This window comes from Klebsiella terrigena (genome assembly GCF_012029655.1).
Classification (GTDB): Bacteria; Pseudomonadota; Gammaproteobacteria; order Enterobacterales; family Enterobacteriaceae; genus Klebsiella; species Klebsiella terrigena.
Window position 1 is genome coordinate 13,657 of sequence record NZ_CP050508.1, and the last position, 15,127, is coordinate 28,783.

At 58.2% G+C, this 15,127-nt stretch carries 15 protein-coding genes and 1 other annotated feature; of the genes, 10 read left to right on the top strand and 5 right to left on the bottom strand.

Annotation, left to right across the window (positions count from 1 at the left end; translation table 11 throughout):
• Window positions 1–16: 16 nt before the first annotated feature.
• The gene (locus HCK03_RS00060; protein ID WP_167690993.1) at window positions 17–1,243 is read left to right on the top strand and encodes a DUF3748 domain-containing protein; all 1,227 of its coding nucleotides are present in this window, start codon (window positions 17–19) and stop codon (window positions 1,241–1,243) included.
• 1 nt (window position 1,244) lies between these two features.
• Here HCK03_RS00060 and HCK03_RS00065 read toward each other — a convergent pair whose 3' ends face one another.
• A complete protein-coding gene (locus tag HCK03_RS00065) occupies window positions 1,245–1,577 on the bottom strand; it encodes a YceK/YidQ family lipoprotein (RefSeq protein WP_115191639.1) in 333 nt (110 codons plus the stop codon).
• Between the two features lie 239 nt (window positions 1,578–1,816).
• Window positions 1,817–1,891, top strand: a sequence feature (ROSE (Repression Of Heat Shock gene Expression) occurs in the 5'-region of heat shock genes and acts as an RNA thermometer to modulate expression.).
• On the opposite strand from HCK03_RS00065, the gene ibpA reads away from it, so the two are divergent.
• The 3 genes from ibpA to HCK03_RS00080 all read left to right on the top strand — a co-directional run bounded on the left by ibpA (window position 1,885) and on the right by HCK03_RS00080 (window position 4,690).
• Window positions 1,885–2,298, top strand: coding sequence for a small heat shock chaperone IbpA (gene ibpA, locus HCK03_RS00070; protein ID WP_041143322.1), 414 nt, complete (start codon window positions 1,885–1,887; stop codon window positions 2,296–2,298). Its footprint overlaps the feature before it by 7 nt.
• 112 nt (window positions 2,299–2,410) lie before the next feature.
• Complete coding sequence (gene ibpB / locus HCK03_RS00075) at window positions 2,411–2,839, top strand: small heat shock chaperone IbpB (RefSeq protein ID WP_041143321.1); 429 nt, start codon at window positions 2,411–2,413, stop codon at window positions 2,837–2,839.
• Between the two features lie 189 nt (window positions 2,840–3,028).
• Complete coding sequence (locus tag HCK03_RS00080) at window positions 3,029–4,690, top strand: putative transporter (protein ID WP_135183792.1); 1,662 nt, start codon at window positions 3,029–3,031, stop codon at window positions 4,688–4,690.
• Here the strand turns inward: HCK03_RS00080 and HCK03_RS00085 are convergent.
• A complete protein-coding gene (locus HCK03_RS00085) occupies window positions 4,637–5,404 on the bottom strand; it encodes a GntR family transcriptional regulator (RefSeq protein WP_041143319.1) in 768 nt (255 codons plus the stop codon). The two genes, HCK03_RS00080 and HCK03_RS00085, sit on opposite strands and share 54 nt — an antisense overlap.
• Window positions 5,405–5,702: 298 nt before the next feature.
• Between HCK03_RS00085 and HCK03_RS00090 the strand changes: the two genes are divergently transcribed.
• From HCK03_RS00090 to HCK03_RS00110, 5 genes are all read left to right on the top strand, one after another.
• Window positions 5,703–7,325, top strand: a complete 1,623-nt coding sequence (locus HCK03_RS00090) for an alpha-glucoside-specific PTS transporter subunit IIBC (RefSeq protein WP_041143318.1) — start codon at window positions 5,703–5,705, stop codon at window positions 7,323–7,325.
• Complete coding sequence (locus HCK03_RS00095; RefSeq protein WP_167690994.1) at window positions 7,322–8,644, top strand: 6-phospho-alpha-glucosidase; 1,323 nt, start codon at window positions 7,322–7,324, stop codon at window positions 8,642–8,644. Before HCK03_RS00090 ends, HCK03_RS00095 begins: the two co-directional genes overlap by 4 nt.
• A 107-nt stretch (window positions 8,645–8,751) precedes the next feature.
• Complete coding sequence (locus HCK03_RS00100; protein WP_041143316.1) at window positions 8,752–9,099, top strand: YidH family protein; 348 nt, start codon at window positions 8,752–8,754, stop codon at window positions 9,097–9,099.
• 7 nt (window positions 9,100–9,106) lie between these two features.
• Window positions 9,107–9,451 carry a DUF202 domain-containing protein gene (locus HCK03_RS00105; protein ID WP_167690995.1) on the top strand — a complete coding sequence of 115 codons (345 nt, stop codon included), beginning with the start codon at window positions 9,107–9,109 and terminating at the stop codon, window positions 9,449–9,451.
• A gap of 59 nt (window positions 9,452–9,510) precedes the next feature.
• A complete protein-coding gene (locus tag HCK03_RS00110; protein WP_166793795.1) occupies window positions 9,511–9,951 on the top strand; it encodes a radical SAM protein in 441 nt (146 codons plus the stop codon).
• 7 nt (window positions 9,952–9,958) lie between these two features.
• Here the strand turns inward: HCK03_RS00110 and dsdA are convergent, their stop codons facing one another.
• Entirely contained in the window at window positions 9,959–11,287 is a 1,329-nt protein-coding gene (gene dsdA / locus HCK03_RS00115; protein WP_167690996.1) for a D-serine ammonia-lyase, read from the bottom strand.
• Between the two features lie 17 nt (window positions 11,288–11,304).
• The gene (dsdX, locus tag HCK03_RS00120) at window positions 11,305–12,642 is read right to left on the bottom strand and encodes a D-serine transporter DsdX (RefSeq protein ID WP_167690997.1); all 1,338 of its coding nucleotides are present in this window, start codon (window positions 12,640–12,642) and stop codon (window positions 11,305–11,307) included.
• A gap of 226 nt (window positions 12,643–12,868) precedes the next feature.
• Between dsdX and dsdC the strand changes: the two genes are divergently transcribed.
• The gene (gene dsdC / locus HCK03_RS00125) at window positions 12,869–13,855 is read left to right on the top strand and encodes a DNA-binding transcriptional regulator DsdC (RefSeq protein WP_228283756.1); all 987 of its coding nucleotides are present in this window, start codon (window positions 12,869–12,871) and stop codon (window positions 13,853–13,855) included.
• Here dsdC and emrD read toward each other — a convergent pair.
• A complete protein-coding gene (emrD, locus tag HCK03_RS00130; RefSeq protein ID WP_041143312.1) occupies window positions 13,852–15,036 on the bottom strand; it encodes a multidrug efflux MFS transporter EmrD in 1,185 nt (394 codons plus the stop codon). The genes dsdC and emrD overlap by 4 nt on opposite strands.
• Window positions 15,037–15,127 lie beyond the last annotated feature (91 nt).

Sequence of the window (15,127 nt, forward strand, 5' to 3'; positions counted from 1 at the left end):
GCATCAGGGTAGCTCTATGAAACAAATCACTTTTGCCTCTCGCCATCATCAGTTGACCAATACGCGCGTCTGGACTGCGGACAGCCAGTGGCTGGTTTTTGACGTCCGTCCGTCCGGGGCCTCCTTCACCGGGGAGACGATTGAGCGGGTCAACGTCCACACCGGCGCGGTAGAGACAATCTATCGCGCGCAGCAGGGCGCCCACGTTGGCGTGGTGACCGTTCATCCAACGAAAGATGCCTACGTTTTTATTCACGGACCCGAACATCCGGATGAGAGCTGGCGGTATGATTTCCACCACCGCCGCGGCGTGGTGTCGTTTCAGGGGGAGTGCCGTAACCTCGATGCGATGGATATCACCGCTCCCTATACCGCAGGCGCGCTGCGCGGCGGCAGCCACGTCCATGTTTATAGTCCTGATGGTCAGTTGGTCAGCTTTACCTATAACGATCACGTGATGCACGAGCGCTCGCCGGCGCTGGATCTGCGCAACGTTGGGGTGGCGGCGCCCTATGGCCCGGTGGTACCGCGCGGGCAGCATCCGCGTGAGTACAGCGGCAGCCACTGGTGCGTGCTGGTCAGCCGGACGACGCCTGAACCGACGCCGGGCAGCGATGAAATCAACCGCGCTTATGAAGAGGGCTGGGTCGGTAATCACGCTCTGGCCTTTATCGGCGACACGCGATCGGCAGAGGGTGAAAAGGTCCCCGAGCTGTTTATCGTCACCCTGCCGGATAGCGAACAAGGCTGGAAGCAGCAGGGCGATGCGCCGCTGGCGGGTACCGAGACGACGCTTCCCGCGCCGCCAGCCGGCGTGATGCAGCGACGCCTGACCTTTACTCACCAGCGCCGCTATCCCGGATTAGCCACCGCGCCGCGCCACTGGGTGCGGGCTAACCCGCAGGCGACGGAGATTGCGTTTCTGATGCGCGATGATGCCGGCGTGGTTCAGCTGTGGCTGATTTCGCCGCAGGGTAGCGGCCTGCGGCAGCTCACCGCTAATCGTTCGGATATTCAGTCGGCGTTTAACTGGCACCCGTCGGGCGAATGGCTGGGATGTGTGCTGGAGAATCGGATTGCGCTTTGCCACGCGCGGTCGGGGGCGGTGACCTTTTTGACGGACGAGGGAGAAAGCGCGCCTTCAGCGGATGCGATCGTCTTTTCGCCGGATGGCAAATATCTGGCATGGATGGCGGAGGTGGACGGTTATCGTCAGCTGTGGACCACCGAAGTTACGCCTTAGATCAAGGGGTTGTCATTGATGCTGGCGGGATAACCGAATTGGTCGCCAGCGTCTCTTTTTCGCTTTTTTCTACGCGCGATTTTATCGAGCTATCGGTACGGAACATATCCCACGGCAGCAGCAGCGTATCCATCACCGCGGTGAGGGGCATATCTAGTGCCACCAGGGATTTTGTGCCCCAGTTGGCATCGCTGTTGCCCAGCATCTGCGCGCTGGCTCGCGTTCCCGGGTAGGTTCCTTCCTTGCCGCCGGTATGAGACATCACGCTGGAGCAACCGCTCAAGCCTACCATTCCGCCGAACAGGACCAGCTTTAACAGACCGCTTTTCATCATTCTTCCATTATTGTTTCGGGCATTGAGGTAACCATTTATCGGTTATATCGAGCCATCCTCTGAATGCATAGCGTTATTGCGCCGCACTGTGGCTGGCATCGCATTTTGCCTTTTGTGCTCCCCCCAGTCTAAGCAATCGTCGGCAAACTGCAAAAAAAATTGCGGCATTCGTCTTGAAAAACGCGCCGGGAAACCCATTTTAGAAACGTGGCCCGATGAGAATACGCCTGCGGGGTATTCCGGGTAATAACGACCTGTCCATGATGGAAGGTCATAAAATTCTCGCTGATTTCAGGAGCTATTTATTATGCGTAATTTCGATCTCTCTCCGCTGTATCGTTCTGCTATTGGTTTTGACCGCCTTTTTAATCTGTTAGAAAACAATCAGAGCCAGAGCAATGGCGGCTACCCTCCGTACAACGTCGAGCTGGTAGACGAAAACCATTACCGCATTGCGATCGCCGTTGCCGGCTTTGCCGAAAGCGAACTGGAGATCACCGCTCAGGACAATCTGCTGATCGTCAAAGGTGCCCACGCCGGTGAGCCGAAAGAGCGAACCTACCTCTATCAGGGCATCGCCGAGCGCAACTTTGAGCGTAAATTCCAGATCGCGGAAAACATCCACGTTCGCGGCGCAAACCTGGTGAACGGTCTGCTGTATATCGAACTGGAACGCGTGATCCCGGAAGCGGATAAACCGCGCCGTATCGAAATCAACTAATCCCGTCGGGTCGCCCGCGCGGCCCGATATTAAAACTTGCTCGCCGTCAGGGAGCACGTGCGGGTTAACCAACCCGCGGTATTCACTCGCTTCTTAGAAGGAGAAACACATTATGCGTAACTACGATTTATCCCCGCTGCTGCGTCAATGGATCGGTTTTGACAAACTGGCCAATGCGCTGCAAACCGCCGGTGAAAGCCAGAGCTTCCCCCCTTATAACATCGAAAAAAGCGACGATAACCACTATCGCATTACCCTTGCGCTGGCCGGTTTCCGTCAGGAAGATCTGGATATTCAGCTGGAAGGGACGCGCCTGAGCGTGAAAGGCACGCCGCAGCAGGCGGAAAAAGAGACCAAGTGGCTGCATCAGGGGCTGATAAGCCAGGCCTTTAGCCTCAGCTTTACGCTGGCCGAAAATATGGAAGTCTCCGGAGCCACCTTCAATAACGGTTTGTTGCATATCGATCTCACCCGCAATGAGCCGGAAGCGGTCATCCCGCAGCGGATTGCCATTAGCGAGCGTCCGGCGCTCGACAGCTAATCTGACACCCTCATCAAAGCCTCGATCCGTCGGGGCTTTTTTTTGCCCTGCAGCGTTGAAATGAGCGACAGAAATCGCCTCTACGCACTTTCGATGACCCGCTGATTATTGTGCGCCAGGCTGCATACAGGCCCGGAGGCTTGGGCCATAATCCCTGTAATTACTAATGTTATTCACAGGGAAAATACGATGAGTGATATAGCATTGACCGTCAGCGTTTTGGCGCTGGTTGCGGTTGTCGGATTGTGGATCGGCAATGTCAAAATTCGCGGCGTGGGTTTTGGCATTGGCGGCGTGCTGTTTGGCGGTATTATCGTCGGCCACTTTGTCGACCAGGCCGGCGTGACCCTCAGCGGCCCCATGCTGCACTTTATTCAGGAATTTGGCCTGATCCTCTTCGTTTACACCATCGGTATCCAGGTCGGGCCGGGGTTCTTTGCTTCTCTGCGCGTCTCGGGGCTGCGGCTCAACCTCTTTGCCATCCTCATCGTTATTCTCGGCGGCCTGGTGACCGCCGTGCTGCATAAGCTTTTTAATATTCCGCTGCCGATAGTCCTCGGTATTTTCTCCGGGGCAGTCACCAATACCCCGGCGCTGGGGGCCGGGCAGCAGATCCTGCGCGACCTTGGCGTGCCGCTCGACGTGGTAGACCAGATGGGGATGAGCTATGCCATGGCCTATCCGTTTGGTATTTGCGGCATTTTGCTCACCATGTGGCTGGTGCGCCTGTTCTTTCGCGTCAACGTCGACGAAGAGGCCCAGCAGTTTGATGAGAGCAGCGGTAACGGTCATGCGCTGCTGCAGACCATTAACGTCCGCGTAGAAAACCCTAACCTGAATAATATGGCGATTCAGGATGTGCCGATGCTCAACAGCGACAGGCTGATCTGTTCGCGTCTGAAGCGCGATGAGCTGCTGATGGTCCCGGCTCCGGGCACGCTTATCCAGACCGGCGACCTTCTGCATCTGGTGGGGCGCCCGGAGGATTTACACAATGCGCAGCTGGTTATCGGCAAGGAGGTCTCCACCTCGCTCTCTACCCGCGGTACCGATCTAAAAGTTGAACGGGTGGTGGTGACCAGCGAGAAGATCCTCGGCAAGAAAATCCGCGATCTCAACTATAAGCAGCGCTATGACGTGGTTATCTCGCGGCTTAATCGCGCCGGCGTGGAGCTGGTGGCCAGCAGCCATGCCAGCCTGCAGTTTGGCGATATTCTTAACCTGGTGGGGCGCCCGGAGGCGATTGACGCGGTTGCCGCTGAGCTGGGTAACGCGCAGCAAAAACTGCAGCAGGTGCAGATGCTGCCGGTCTTTATCGGCATTGGTTTAGGGGTGCTGCTGGGTTCTATCCCGCTGTTTATTCCCGGTTTTCCCGTTGCGCTTAAGCTGGGCCTGGCCGGTGGGCCGCTGATTATGGCGCTGATCCTCGGACGAATCGGCAGCATCGGCAAGCTGTACTGGTTTATGCCGCCCAGCGCCAACCTTGCGCTGCGCGAGCTTGGGATCGTGCTGTTTTTGGCGGTGGTTGGCCTGAAGTCGGGCGGTGATTTCATCCTGACGCTGACCCACGGCGACGGCCTGAGCTGGATAGCCTACGGTATTTTCATTACCGCCATTCCGCTGCTGACGGTCGGGGTTCTGGCGCGAATGCTGCTGAAGATGAACTATCTGACCCTCTGCGGCATGCTGGCCGGTTCAATGACCGATCCCCCGGCGCTGGCCTTCGCCAACAACCTGCACGCCACCAGCGGTGCGGCGGCGCTGTCTTATGCCACGGTCTACCCGCTGGTGATGTTTTTACGCATCATCACCCCGCAGCTCCTCGCCGTGCTGTTCTGGGGGATGAGCTAACGGGCTATCGAGGTGGACGCGGCGTAAGTGGTAGTCCACCTGATACTCGCTGGCGTTGCGAAACATAACGGAATAATTGAGAAATTCGCCGCTGTCGCTGTAGGAGAGCGAGGTGATGCGCAGCAGCGGCGTCTGCTCAGGGACATTCATCGATTTTGCCAGCTGCTTGTCCGCCAGCACCGGAGAGAGGCTCTCATAGTTACCGCTAATCGTTAGCCCGCACTCCTTCTCGATGTAGTCAAATTTTGACCCCTCGAGATGCACCAGCGACAGGTTACGAAACAGTTTGACCGGCATATAGCTGTCTTCCAGCATCAGGGACTTTCCGTCCACGTAGCGCACGCGTCGTGAGAAATAGATCCGTTCGTTAATCTGAATCCGTAGCTGGCTGGCAATCGCGGGCGGCGCGGGCATCACCTCGAAAATCAGCACCTGGCTGACCACCTCTTTCCCCTGCTGGCGCAGCACCTCGGCCAGGCCGGTCAGGTTGGTGGTTTCATGGTGCACGTCTTTGCGCGCAACGTAGGTGCCGCTACCGTGGCGACGCACCACCAGCCCCCAGTTCACCAGCAGGTCGATGGCTTTGCGAATGGTCATCCGCGCGACGCCAAACTCCTGCGCCAGCTTTTTCTCTCCCGGCAGCGGGCTGCCGATGTTGAAATCCGATGAATTGAGCCGTAAACGCAATCTTTCAGCAATAGATTTGTAGATCACCAGTAGACCTCTATTCCCGTAACAGAGGGGATTATCAAACCTCTGTTTCGTATTAAAAATCATTAAATTACATATGAATACGCTGACATTTTTGCAGGCTGGAAATGGGTAGCATTGTTGTTGTCTATGTTTTATTCAAAAAGTAGACAACATCGCCGTAATTAAAACCATGAAAGCGATCACGAATCGCACCGACATTGCATGTTGGATGACGGGTAAATTCCTATTCTCGCTTTAGGCCGATACTCAAGATTAATAAGGCCACTAACCCTACTGGTTGTTAAATGAGGATTTTAAAATGCTCAGTCAAATACAACGTTTTGGCGGCGCCATGTTTACCCCGGTTTTGCTGTTTCCGTTTGCCGGGATCGTGGTCGGGATTGCCATTATGTTGCGCAACCCGATGTTTGTCGGCGAAGCGCTCGCGGCCCCCGATAATTTATTTGCGCAAATCGTTCACATTATTGAAGAGGGCGGCTGGACGGTATTTCGTAATATGCCGCTGATTTTCGCCGTCGGCCTGCCGATTGGCCTCGCTAAACAGGCGCAGGGCCGGGCCTGCCTCGCTGTACTGGTCAGCTTCCTCACCTGGAACTACTTCATTAACGCGATGGGGATGACCTGGGGCCACTTCTTCGGCGTCGACTTTTCCGCCGAACCCACCGCCGGCAGCGGCCTGGCAATGATCGCCGGGATTAAAACGCTGGATACCAGCATCATCGGCGCGATTGTTATTTCCGGCTTCGTGACCGCGATCCATAACCGCTATTTTGATAAACCACTCCCGGTTTTCCTCGGTATTTTCCAGGGCTCCTCGTTTGTCGTCATCGTGGCATTCCTGGCGATGATCCCCTGCGCCTGGCTGACGCTGCTCGGCTGGCCGAAGGTGCAGATGGGTATTGAATCCCTGCAGGCGTTTTTACGCTCGGCCGGGGCGCTCGGGGTCTGGGTTTATATTTTCCTTGAGCGGATCCTGATCCCAACCGGCCTGCACCATTTTGTCTACGGTCCGTTTATCTTCGGCCCGGCGGTGGTGGAAGGCGGCATCCAGATGTACTGGGCGCAGCATCTGCAGGAGTTCAGTCAGAGCACCGAGCCGCTGAAGGCTCTGTTCCCGGAAGGCGGCTTCGCCCTGCACGGCAACTCGAAGGTCTTTGGCTCCGTGGGTATTGCGCTGGCGCTCTACTTTACCGCCGCCCCGGAAAACCGCGTCAAGGTTGCCGGCCTGCTGATACCGGCCACCCTGACCGCCATGCTGGTCGGTATTACCGAACCGCTGGAGTTCACCTTCTTGTTTATCTCTCCGCTGCTGTTCGCCGTGCACGCCGTGCTGGCGGCGACGATGGCGACGGTGATGTATATGTGCGGCGTGGTGGGCAATTTTGGCGGCGGTTTGCTGGATCAGTTCCTGCCGCAAAACTGGATCCCAATGTTCCATAACCACGCGTCGATGATGTTTATCCAGATAGGCATCGGGGCATGCTTTACCGGCATCTACTTCGTTATCTTCCGCGCCCTGATCCTGCGCCTCAACCTGAAAACGCCGGGACGTGAAGAGAGTGAAATCAAGCTCTACAGCAAGGCTGATTACCAGGCGGCGCGCGGTAAAACCAGCGCCGCAGGGGCGACGGACACCCGACTGGGCCAGGCCGCAGGCTTCCTGCAGGCGCTCGGCGGGGCTGGCAATATCGAGAACATCAATAACTGCGCCACCCGGCTGCGTATCACGCTGGTCGATATGGCGAAAACGCAAAGTGACGACGTCTTTAAAGCGCTGGGCGCCCACGGAGTGGTGCGGCGCGGCAACGGGATTCAGGTCATCGTTGGCCTGCACGTCCCTCAGGTTCGCGACCAGCTTGAAACCTTAATCAAAGATTCTCTACAGACCGAACAAAACACCATGACGGAGGCAGTATCATGAAAAAATTCTCAGTTGTTATCGCAGGCGGCGGCAGTACCTTTACCCCGGGCATCGTATTAATGCTGTTAGCTAACCAGGACCGTTTCCCGCTGCGGGCACTGAAATTTTATGACAACGACGGCGCGCGGCAGGAGACTATCGCCGAAGCCTGTAAAGTCATTCTCAAAGAGCAGGCGCCGGATATTGAGTTCAGCTACACCACCGACCCGCAGGCGGCCTTTACCGACGTGGATTTCGTGATGGCGCACATTCGCGTCGGTAAATATCCGATGCGTGAAAAAGATGAAAAAATCCCGCTGCGCCACGGCGTGCTGGGCCAGGAAACCTGCGGACCTGGCGGCATCGCCTACGGTATGCGCTCTATCGGCGGCGTGCTGGAGCTGGTGGACTACATGCAAAAATATTCGCCGAACGCGTGGATGCTTAACTACTCCAACCCGGCGGCCATTGTGGCAGAAGCGACCCGTCGCCTGCGCCCGAATGCGAAAATCCTCAACATTTGTGATATGCCGATCGGTATCGAAGGGCGAATGGCGCAAATCGTCGGCCTGAAAGACCGCAAGCAGATGCGCGTGCGCTACTACGGTCTTAACCACTTCGGCTGGTGGACCTCGATTGAGGATCTGCAGGGTAACGACCTGATGCCGAAACTGCATGAACATGTCGCTAAATATGGCTACGTTCCGCCGTCAAACGACCCGCATACCGAAGCGAGCTGGAACGATACCTTTGCCAAGGCAAAAGATGTGCAGGCGCTGGATCCGGACACCATGCCGAACACCTACCTGAAGTACTATCTGTTCCCGGACTATGTGGTGGCGCACTCCAACCCTGAGCGCACCCGCGCAAACGAGGTCATGGATCATCGCGAGAAAAACGTTTTCACTGCCTGCCGGGCCATTATTGCCGCCGGTAAATCCTCTGCCGGTGATTTGGAGATCGACGAGCACGCCTCGTACATCGTTGACCTCGCGGCGGCGATTGCCTTCAACACCCAGGAGCGCATGCTGCTGATTGTGCCGAATAATGGCGCTATCCATAACTTTGATGCCGACGCGATGGTCGAAATTCCGTGCCTGGTTGGTCATAACGGGCCGGAGCCGCTAACGGTGGGCGATATCCCGAACTTCCAGAAAGGGATGATGGGCCAGCAGGTGGCGGTCGAAAAACTGGTGGTTGATGCCTGGGAACATCGCTCCTACCACAAGCTGTGGCAGGCCATTACGCTGTCGAAAACCGTGCCGAGCGCCTCCGTTGCTAAGGCTATTCTTGATGACCTGATTGCGGCCAACAAAGAGTACTGGCCTGAGCTGCATTAATCCCTCCCTCTAACCGGCATCCGTTGGGTGCCGGTTTTCCCTCTTCCCCTGTTCGCGATAAATTACGCTATGCTGGTGCCTGGCCGTGGCACGAACAAGGAACCCTGATGAAAATCTCCCGCGTCGGTGAAGCGCCGGATTACCGCTTTTCACTCGCCAATGAACGCACCTTTCTCGCCTGGATCCGCACGGCGCTGGGCTTTCTCGCCGCCGGGGTCGGCCTCGATCAGCTGGCGCCCGACTTTGCCACGCCGCTGATCCGCGAGGTGCTGGCGCTGCTGCTGTGCCTGTTTGCCGGCGGCCTGGCCATTTACGGCTATCTGCGCTGGCTGAGTAATGAAAAGGCGATGCGTCTGAAGCAGGATCTGCCCTATACCAGAACGCTGCTGGCGATCAGCATTCTGCTGATGATTGTGGTCGTGGTGGTGACGGGGCTGGTGCTCTACGGTGGATAGGCGGCGGATGCGGCGGGAGCGCGACCCTGGCCTGCAGCCGGAGCGCACGTCGCTGGCCTGGTTTCGCACGCTGCTGGGCTACGGGGCGCTAATGGCGCTGGCTATCAAGCATAACTGGCACAGCGCGGGGGCGCTGTTCTGGCTGTTGATTGGCGTGCTGGCCGTGGTGGCTATTATTCTCTGGCGCTATACTCGCAGCCGCAACCTGATGGATATCAGCGAGAGCGATTTTGCACAATCCCGGGCGGTACGTGACAAATTTTTGATCTCCCTCGCAGTGCTTTCGCTGGCGTTAATGTTTGCTGTAACTCATCTACGGCAGATTGTTTTATTCATTAAGGATGTGACATGACAGGACGTTGCCACAGGAGGAGTGCCGCAGAGAGAGAGCTGAAGGTACTGGACGTCAATATTTATCGCCATCACTGCCAGAGCCCGCAGCAATATTATCACCAGCTGCGCCAGCAGGGCGTTGCAGCGATCCGCCTGGTTCCACAGCTTCAGCCGCAAGATGCCGAGGCCTGGGGAGCGTTTCTGTGCGCGGTTTTTGCTATTTGGGTACGCGAAGATATCGGCCGGATGGTGATTTTTCCCTTTGAGAGCGCCCTGCGCGGCTGGTGTGGTGAAGCGGTGCGTCCCGCCGACGCGCCGGTCACGCCTGCGTGTCGCGACTGCCCGTGGCTGAGGCTTTGCGGCGGTGATTGCCCGCCGCTGAATGCGCAAAATAGCCCAAACCCGCTGTGCGCGGGTTATCGCCAGTTTTACAGCATGAGCGCGCCCTATATGCGCGTCATGCGTGACTTACAAAGCCAGCAGCGCTCGCCCGCCGAGCTGATGCCGCTGCTGCGCTGACGGCGGGCTAGCGGCCCTTCGCCAGATACTGTGCCATTTCTTCTTCCGGCACCATGCCGCCGCCGGTGGCCCACACCAGGTGGGTGGCGTTCTGCATCTGCTTCGGGCTAAAGCCGTGCATTTGCTGGTACGCCGCGCTGGCGCACACGTGCTGCGGCCCGGCCATGCCCGCCAGCGCCGAAGGCTCGAGGCGGATATTCTCCGCCTGCGCCAGCCAGCCCAGCATGTCGTACATCGTCTGGTCGTCGAGGGTATAGAGGCCATCCAGCAGGCGCTCCATTGCCCGGCCGACGAATCCCGATGCGCGGCCAACGGCGAGCCCGTCGGCGGCGGTGAGGTTATCGATACCTAAATCCTGCACCGAAATCGCGTCGTGCAGTCCGGTATACACCCCGAGCAGCATGCAGGGAGAGTGGGTCGGTTCGGCGAAGAAGCAGCGCACGTGGTCGCCGAAGGCCAGCTTGAGGCCAAATGCCACCCCGCCAGGGCCACCGCCCACGCCGCACGGCAGATAGACGAACAGCGGATGGTCGGCATCGACCATCCGGCCCTGCTGAGCAAACTGGGCCTTCAGACGCTCGCCGGCGACGGCGTAGCCGAGGAACAGCGTGCGCGAGTTTTCGTCGTCGATAAAGAAGCAGTTAGGGTCTGACTCGGCGGCTTTACGCCCCTGCTCAACCGCTACGCCGTAATCCTGATCGTACTCCACCACCGTCACGCCGTGGCTGCGCAGCTTCGCTTTTTTCCACGCCCGGGCGTCGGCGGACATATGCACGGTGACCTTAAAGCCGATGCGCGCGCTCATGATGCCAATCGACATTCCGAGGTTCCCGGTGGAGCCGACGGCGATGCTGTACTGGCTGAAGAACTGTTTAAATTCAGGCGTGAGCAGCCTGCTGTAGTCGTCAGCAGTGGTGAGCAGACCGGCTTCAAGCGCCAGCTTTTCCGCATGGGTCAGCACCTCATAAATGCCGCCTCGCGCTTTAATTGAGCCGGAGATCGGCAGATGGCTGTCCTTTTTCAGCAGCAGCTCGCCCGCCACCGGCTGCGCAAATTCCTGCTCCAGCCGCGCCTTCATGGCCGGGATTGCCACCAGCTCGGATTCAATAATCCCGCCGGTAGCCGCGGTTTCCGGGAAAGCCTGCGCCAGATACGGCGCAAAGCGCTCGAGGCGGGCGCGGGCGTCCCGGACGTCTTCGCCGCTCAGGCCGACGTAGGGTAAACCCTCGGCCAGGGTGGTGGTTGCCGGGTTAAACCAGGCGGTTTCTTTCAGGGCAATCAGATCCTTCAGCAGCGGGAACTGGGCGATTAAAGTAGTCATGTCAGCGTTTTTCATATTACGTCTCTTGGCGCTCAGATGATGAAAGAAAGCAGGAACGTGCAGGCCAGTGCAAGTAAGGATGCGATAAATGTGGCCGTTGTATAGTATTTGAACGTCTCACTCAGGCTCGCTCCGCAGTATTGTTTGACCAGCCAGAACAGGGAATCGGTGACGATCGTGCAGCCAATTGCGCCTGAACCGATGGCAATGGCGATGATCTCCGGACTCACGCCGGGATAAAGCGGCAGCATCGGGGCAACGATGGCGGTTGCGCCCATCATCGCGACGGTGGCCGAGCCGACCGCCGCGTGCAGGATCAGCGCCACCAGCCAGGCCAGCAGGATGGGGTGCATATGCAGGTTCGACAGGATCACCGCCAGAGAGTCCGCCAGCCCGCTGGTTTTCAGTATCGCGTTGAACGCGCCACCAGCGCCGATAATCAGCAGGATATTGGCAATTGAACCAAAGCCGTTCTCGGTATGGGTTAGCAGGACGCTCATCCCGAGATTCTGACGGATGCCGAGAACGTAGTAAGCCACGAAGACGGCAATAAACATGGCGGTGATCGGGTTACCGATAAACTCCAGCAGCATGTATAGCGTGCCGCCCCTGGTCATATTCAGCTCGGCAACGGTTTTTACCAGCATCAGCGCGATAGGCAGCAGGATGGTAAAGAGCGTAGCGCCGAGCGACGGCAGCGTCTCTTCCTGACGGACTTCCAGGTTAGAAAACTCGGCGGGAACCGGCTTAAACGGCAGGCGGTTGCCGAGAAGTTTGAGGAACAGAGGACCGCCAACCAGCGAGGCCATCAGCCCGACCAGCAGGCCGTAGACGATAACCGTCCCGATATCGGCGCCGAGCTTATTGGCAACGAACAGCGCGGCCGGATGCGGCGGAACCACGCAGTGGACGGCCATCAGCGCGGTACACAGCGGAATCGCCAGCTTCAGCAGCGAGGTGTGGGTCTTTTTGGCGATGGAGAAGGCCAGCGGGATCAGCAGCACGACGCCAACTTCCACAAACAGCGTAATCCCGCAAATCAGACCCACCAGCACCATAATGACGTCAACCGATAGCCAGCGGCAGCGCTGGAGCGTCAGGCCGATACGCTCTGCAGCGCCGGAGACCTCCATCATTTTACCCAGGATGGTACCGAGGCCGACGACCGCGGCAAGGAAGCCCAGGGTTCCGCCTATTCCGCTCTCAATGGCGTTCACCATATCCAGCGGACTCATCCCCATCATTGCGCCGACAAAAAAGCTGGCCAACAGCAGCGCCAGGAAGGGGTGAAACTTCAGTTTGACGATAGTTAACACGATCAGCACGATGCTTATCAGCAGCGTGCTCACAACCCAAATCTGCGACTCCATACCCCACCTCGCCTGTGAATAATCTGCGCTTATTGAACAGAAAAACGCCACCGGCTGACAAACGATATAATTGGCTCTTCAGGTGAATTAGATTGAATCAAATGAGTGATTAACGTCTAAAAATGGCGTTATTTTGCGTTATGGGTCACTTTTACTCATCTTTAAGGCGACGGTCGGCGGCCGTTTTCTTTACAATCAGCGCTGATTACATCGGGGGAGAAGCAGGATGGATGCGCAACAAGAGAGGGGTAACCGGCTGCTCAACGGCTGGCAGCTGTCAAAGCTCTATACCTTTGAGGTGGCCGCGCGGCACGAATCTTTTGCCCTGGCGGCGGAAGAGCTGTCGTTGACGCCCAGCGCGGTGAGCCACCGCATGAACCAGCTTGAAGAGGAGCTGGGTATTCAGCTGTTTGTGCGCTCGCACCGCAAGGTGGAGCTGACCCACGAAGGCAAGCGGGTGTTCTGGGCGCTGAAGTCATCCCTCGATAGCCTCAATCAGGAGATCCTGGACATCAAAAACCAGGAGCTGTCCGGCACCCTGACGGTCTACTCGCGGCCGTCGATTGCTCAGTGTTGGCTGGTTCCGGCGCTGGGCGATTTTACCCGCCGCTATCCGTCGATCTCGCTGACCGTGCTGACCGGCAACGATAACGTCAATATGCAGCGCGCCGGCATCGACCTGGCCCTCTACTTTGACGATTTGCCGTCATCGCAGCTCAGCCACCACTTTCTGATGGACGAGGCGATTGTGCCGGTATGCAGCCCGGACTATGCCCGCCAGCACCAGCTGCAGCAGAATCCCGATAACCTCCAGCACTGCACGCTGCTGCACGATCGTCAGGCCTGGAGCAACGACTCCGGCACCGACGAGTGGTTTAGCTGGGCGCAGCAGTTTGGGATTAATATGCCGCAATCGTCGGGGATTGGCTTCGATCGTTCCGATTTAGCGGTGATAGCGGCGATGAACCACGTCGGCGTGGCGATGGGACGTAAAAGGCTGGTGCAAAAGCGGCTGGAGAGCGGGGAGCTGATCGCGCCGTTTGGCGAAATGACGCTGAAATGCCACCCGCACTACTATGTGACCACGCTTCCTGGGCGCCAGTGGCCAAAAATCGATGCCTTTATCAACTGGCTGCAGAGCCGGGTGCAGCAGGATGGGGAGTCCGGGCAGGACGCTTTGCGCCCGACCCGGAGAGCATCGCCGAAGCCCTAAACCGGCTGCTGATGGCGGCTAAAGCGCGACGCCAACGGCAGCCAGCACAGCATAATCAGCAGCCCCATCAGCATCATCAGCAATCCGAGGCTGCCCTGGCCGGTCTGCGGCATCATGGCCGATAGCCAGGCCAGGACGCCGGAGCCGATATTCTGCAGGCCGCCAACCAGCGCGCCGGCGGTACCGGCGAGGAACGGGAACGGCTCCATTGCGCCGCTGGTTGCCAGCGGAAACAGCATTCCGGCACCGAAGAAGAACAGCGCGGCCGGCACCAGCAGCGTCCAGACGGTCATGACGCCCATCAGCCCCGGGATCCACATCATAATTCCCGCGAGCAGGCAGCAAATCACCGATTGCCACATCAGCGTCGGGAAACGCTTGTTCGGACGCCCGGCGAACCAGGCGCCGAAGAAGGCTGCCGGGATCGGCAAAATAAACAGGATACTGACCGCCATGCTGCTCAAGCCCAGCACGGCGCCCATCAGCACGCCGGAGCAGGCCTCAAAAACGGCAATTCCCGCGAGGCCGCCAACCAGCATCAGCAGATAGCAGTTGAACGCGCCGTTGCCGAAAAGCGTTCTGTAGCTGGTGGAGAGGCGGGTTCGCGGCGCGCCGGCCGGGCGGGTTTCCGGCATCCAGCGCGCCATGCTGAAGGTTACCACGGCGCACAGTACCAGCAGGAAGGCGTAGCAGGCGCGCCAGCTCCAGAGGGTATTGAGGATCCCGCCAAGCAGCGGCGCCAGCAGCGGGCTGACCAGAATACCCATATTCAACAGGCTGTTGGCGTGCCTTAGCTGCGCGCCTTCGTACAGATCGCGCGGCAGGGTTCGTGCCATGACGCCGCCGACGCCGGTGCCCATGCCCTGGATCGCGCTGGCGACAATCAGCACCGTCAGGCTATGGGTGGTGATGGCAACCAGCGTCGCCAGCATAAAGATAGACATGCCGACCAGAATAACCGGGCGTCTCCCCACGCGGTCGGACAGCGGCCCGTAAAAGAGCTGCGATACGCCGTAGGTCAGCAAATAGGCCGCCATCACGCTCTGCACGGCGCCCTCGCGGGCGTTGAGCGAGACGGCCATGTCGGCAATGGCCGGAATATATATGGTCTGCGCCATCTGGCCAACGGCCACCAGCACGACCAGCATCAACAACAAATTGAAGTTCTTATGCCGTTTCATGTCGATGAATACTTTGTGAGTAGAGATAAATGAAGAATATGTGACTGGCACATACCGTAAACGATGGAGGAATCTACCACATAAAAATGAC